This is a genomic window from Limosilactobacillus alvi (genome assembly GCF_016900115.1).
Lineage (GTDB): Bacteria > Bacillota > Bacilli > Lactobacillales > Lactobacillaceae > Limosilactobacillus > Limosilactobacillus alvi.
In genome coordinates this window covers 1-4643 of sequence record NZ_JACJJQ010000064.1, presented here as the reverse complement: position 1 = coordinate 4643, position 4643 = coordinate 1, and the positions used below count along the sequence as shown (strand labels likewise).

The 4643-nt window shown below is 40.5% G+C and carries 4 protein-coding genes; 2 read left to right on the top strand and 2 right to left on the bottom strand.

Annotated features, from left to right (window positions below):
• Positions 1-128: 128 nt before the first annotated feature.
• Together H5993_RS08865 and H5993_RS08860 are read right to left on the bottom strand one after the other, a co-directional pair.
• Positions 129-542: an AzlD domain-containing protein gene (locus tag H5993_RS08865; protein WP_204777086.1), complete on the bottom strand. Its 414-nt coding sequence runs from the start codon at positions 540-542 to the stop codon at positions 129-131.
• Positions 542-1327, bottom strand: coding sequence for an AzlC family ABC transporter permease (locus H5993_RS08860; RefSeq protein WP_239458066.1), 786 nt, complete (start codon positions 1325-1327; stop codon positions 542-544). The genes H5993_RS08865 and H5993_RS08860 overlap by 1 nt, the downstream gene beginning before the upstream one ends.
• A 1029-nt stretch (positions 1328-2356) precedes the next feature.
• Here H5993_RS08860 and croR point away from each other — a divergent pair.
• A complete protein-coding gene (gene croR / locus H5993_RS08855; protein ID WP_180871301.1) occupies positions 2357-3046 on the top strand; it encodes a response regulator transcription factor CroR in 690 nt (229 codons plus the stop codon).
• Between the two features lie 15 nt (positions 3047-3061).
• Complete coding sequence (locus tag H5993_RS08850; protein ID WP_204777085.1) at positions 3062-4219, top strand: sensor histidine kinase; 1158 nt, start codon at positions 3062-3064, stop codon at positions 4217-4219.
• Positions 4220-4643: the final 424 nt, after the last annotated feature.

Genomic DNA, 4643 nt, shown 5'->3' with positions numbered 1-4643 from the left:
AGGCCACCCACGTTGGGCAGCCTAAACTAGACCAATTTAGCCTTAAAAATTCTATCAGTACCAGTTGACGAAGAGCCAAAAAACAAGCGTTTTCCCCGGCCTTTCTATATTTGAAAATTAAATTTTATTTATAGAATAAACGTTAACAGCCATACCGTAATTAAGCCAACTATCACTGATGATAGCATTGAACGGGTAAAATAAGCCACGATTGCTACAAAGACTGCTGCAATCAAGTAACTTAAGTGTCCAAAAATCACCATATGTGACCCCATTAAAGTAACATGATCAAAGAAATAATGATACTTACCATCAACAAAGAGGGCTTTAACCACCAGCGCGGTAAATAAACTTACCGGCACATACTTCATCCATTCGTTAAACCATTCCGGAATTTTCCGATTGGTAAAGAATCGCATTGGAAAGTACCGAGGTAAGAAGGCCGCTACCGCCGCTACAACAATGACAATTAAATGATATGTCATATTGTGGTGACTTGGAACAATTGAGGCCACCGTTAGATTAGTTAATACCGTATCCATCATTCTTCACCATTATCCATTGTTTTCGTTGCCTTGGCTTGTGCCCGTTCGTCTAACATCTTGCGATCTTCGACCGTGTGACGGGTTATCGCTGGTCTAATAAATCGTCTTAAGACCCAAGCATTCTTGGGATCCTTTGCATGCTTGCGTACTTGATCTTCAATCATAAACCCAACTAAAGAAGCAATTAGGGTTGCAATAATGATCCCCAGGGTACTCTTTGTTAAGGTCAAGAAAACCAACGCCAAAATAGCAGAAGTAATGCAAATAATTAAACTAAGGTTGCTCCGCATCTGCATGATAATCATGTAAATGAACAGTGCCGTCAAAGCAAAGTCAACAATTTCAAGGTCAATCGTAACGGTACTGCCGATCAACCCACCAATTAAGTTCCCGCTAGCCCATGAAATCAAGGAATAGTGTTCAACTAACAAAGCATCTTTTGGCGTCCACTTTTTATCGGTCGCAAACTTTAAATAATTAACGGCATAGTTTTCATCGTTCATCGATGCTGAAAAAAGTAAGACAAATTTTTGCGATGATGTCCGAAAATACTTTGAAAGACTAGACCCTAGTAAGGCATACCGTAGCTCTAGGAAGAACAGAGTCATAAAAATCGTACTAATGGGGGCATCAATCACTAAAAGTGAAGCCAAAATAAATTGGGCCCCACCAGAGAAGACCATAATTGAGATTAAGAAGGTCAAAACAAAGTTCATCCCCGCCGCATGCAGTAAAATCCCACATGCTACCCCAATCGGCAGGTAGCTTAGGCACAATGGCATTGAGATTCCTAGCACCTCAAGCCAACGTTGCTTCTCTGGATTAAATTGATGTGCTTTCTGTTGCAAGAAAATTTCCTCCAAAATTTGCGAATTGAAGTCGTCAGAATTAGGTAATCGCATTTACCGCCACTCTCTATGGTAACATATTTACTTTTATCTGAGGACCACTATCCAGAAATGATCCGCTAACTTTATTTGATTAAATCCGGAGGGTGAAGATTAAATTGCCAAATCAATCTTTTGTTCGAATTTACCCGTTAAATATAGTAATTTCCGCTCATAACTACTAAGCAATGTTTGAAAATGCCAGTGGGGCTGGTTTTAAAATTATCTTTTTCCCATTCTCGCTGTTTTTAATAAAAAAGTGCCCCCTCAGGCACTTTTTTGAATAAATCCTAGAGTGAAGGATCACGCTAACGATAAATCCAAACTCCTTCACTTGCATCCAATATTATAACCCGAATTAATCTAGTTTTCACTTAAAATACCTAAATGCAAGGCTAAACGCTATCTTTAATTAAAAGCTATCAATTATACACAATATTTCCTTACGCTTCTAGCATCCTGCTAGCATAATTTAATCTAGATCTTAAAATTGATTCTTTCTACTTATCTTCCTAAATTTTCTTGGGATTTTAAGACCAACGGGGGTAAAATAATTTTTGGGAGTACGGAAAGTGTAACCAGCATATCGCATGGGCTACGTATCCATACTTACGGAGGCTGGGAGTTTACTCAGCTTCTCTACATATTATTACTAGCTCCGTAAGGGCAGGTCGAAAGCAAGCCCCCTTGATGTCTTAAAAATGCAAGTCAGTCTCTTTATTTGCACTTATTTTCGAAGGCCGGGGCTTTTGACCGTCGTTGCTAAGCAACATTCGGAGATGCAAACAACCTAAGATTAGTTCAGAATGGAAAACAAAATGGCCCCTTAACATTTCTTTAAGCCCTAGCCATTTAATACCGTTTGCTGGGTAAATCTGGTTATAATAGGAACAGAATATTTCGTAAAAAAGGGGTGCACTGTTAATGAAAATCTTAGTGGTTGATGACGATAAGGAAATTGTTCAATTATTGGAAATTTATGTTCGGAATGAAGGGTACGAGCCGGTTGCGGCCTATAATGGGAAAGATGCCCTGACCAAGTTGAATACTACACCCGATATTGGTTTGGTGATTTTAGATATTATGATGCCGGAAATGGATGGGATGGAAGTTGTAAAACAAATTCGGAAAGACTCTTCAATTCCAGTTTTGATGCTTTCGGCTAAGACCGCTGATATGGATAAGATCCAAGGCCTGATTTCGGGGGCAGACGATTATGTGACGAAACCATTTAATCCACTGGAGGTTATGGCACGGGTGAAGTCTTTGCTACGGCGGAGCCAGGGCCAAGTTACTAATGACCAGCCCGACATTTTAAACGTGGGCCCGCTTCAAATTAACAAGGATTCCCACGAGGTTAAGACCATCAAGGGAGACTTAATCCAGTTAACGGCCCTTGAATTTGGGATCTTGTACCTGTTGGCGAGCCACCCAAACCGGGTTTTCTCAGCTGATGACATTTTTGAACGGGTTTGGCAACAAGAAAGCGTCGTTTCGGCCAAGACTGTCATGGTTCACGTGAGTCACTTGCGGGATAAGATCGAAGCCGCTACCGGTGGTGAAAAGGTCATTGAAACCGTTTGGGGTGTTGGTTACAAAGTTGAATCACACTAAACATTGAGGAAAAATATGTTAAAACTAACTGGGCGTGAAAAGGGCGCGCTTTTTTTTGAAGGTGTTGAAACGGTAGCGTTATTAATCCTAATTAACGTGGCCTTAATTGTAATTATTCAAACTTTTATCCAGTCGAATCCGGGGTTGGCCAGTGGGATCTTTATTATTAAACAATCACTTTGGTTTGGCCCTTACCACACGCAGATCTGGTCCTACCAACGGATTGTGATCGGGATTTTTATTGTCATTGATGCCTGGGTAGTTTGGTGGCGACTCCGGCGGCGGTATCACCAATATCAAATGGATCACATTCTAGCTGAATTACACTACATTGCCCAGGGTCACCTTGATCATCGGATTCCGTTCCGCCTGAAGGGGAACCAACAGCACGTGATTACTAGTGTCAATGCGCTCGTCGATAGTGCCGTGCAATCAATGAATGATGAACGACAAATTGAAAAGTCCAAGGATGAATTGATTACCAATGTTAGTCATGATTTACGGACCCCGTTAACATCAATCATCGGTTATCTCCGGTTGATTGAAGACAAGCAGTATCATTCTGAAGAAGAAATTGTTAAGTATGCCCATATTGCTTACGAAAAGTCCAAGCAAATGAAGAACCTAGTGGAAGACCTCTTTGAATATACTAAGGTCCAGCAACATGGGGCCCCAGTGAACATTATGACGGTTGATCTTTCGCAATTACTAGAACAAGTTAGTGCTAGTTTTGAGTTGGAAGGGCAAAAGCGGGGGATTGAAGTTACTTCGATAACGGAACCAGAGCCATTAAAAATAAGTGCTGACCCCGAAAAACTAGGGCGGGTCTTTAGTAACCTAGTTTCCAATGCTTTAAAGTACGGGAATGGGGCGAGCTATATTAAGATTGAAGCGCATCAGCATGGTGATCAAGTTCAGATTCAAGTTAAAAACGATGGGACCAAGATTCCGGCTGATTCTTTAAGCCACCTTTTTGAACGATTTTACCGGGTTGAATCTTCTCGCTCTAAAGCGACCGGGGGAACGGGCCTGGGCTTAGCGATCGTCAAGAGTATTGTAGATCTCCACCATGGAGAAGTTACGGTTACTTCTGATGATAATGAAACTGCCTTTACGGTTACCTTGCCGGTTGAGCAGCCCACTACCACTAGCGAAACGAAAATCGATAAGTGATATTAATCAATTTTCAAAGGTAGTTACTTATTTTTAGTTAACAGTTGAAATGAAAAAACTGATAGACCGGAATTGTTACCGATTGATAACTTTATAAAAGCGCTAGCATAAATAAAACTCTTACATTAGCTATTGATATTTAAACCGTCGCTGATGAGGTATAGAATACAATTGTGTTCTGGAATAGAACCTGTCTCATTTTTATCAAGAACGCCCACTTCTCCCAGGGCGTTTTTTGATTTTAAATTAAGTAAATATCCAGACGAGAGGTCGGGAAGAAACAAATGATTCTTCCCGGCCTCTTCTTCCTACGATTAGTCAAGCGAAAAGTTATCGAAAATTAGCGTACACTAAACAAACCTGATCTAAATAAGAATTTAAAAATCAGGAAAAAGTGATATATTAAAGAAGAGGGTTAATCCTC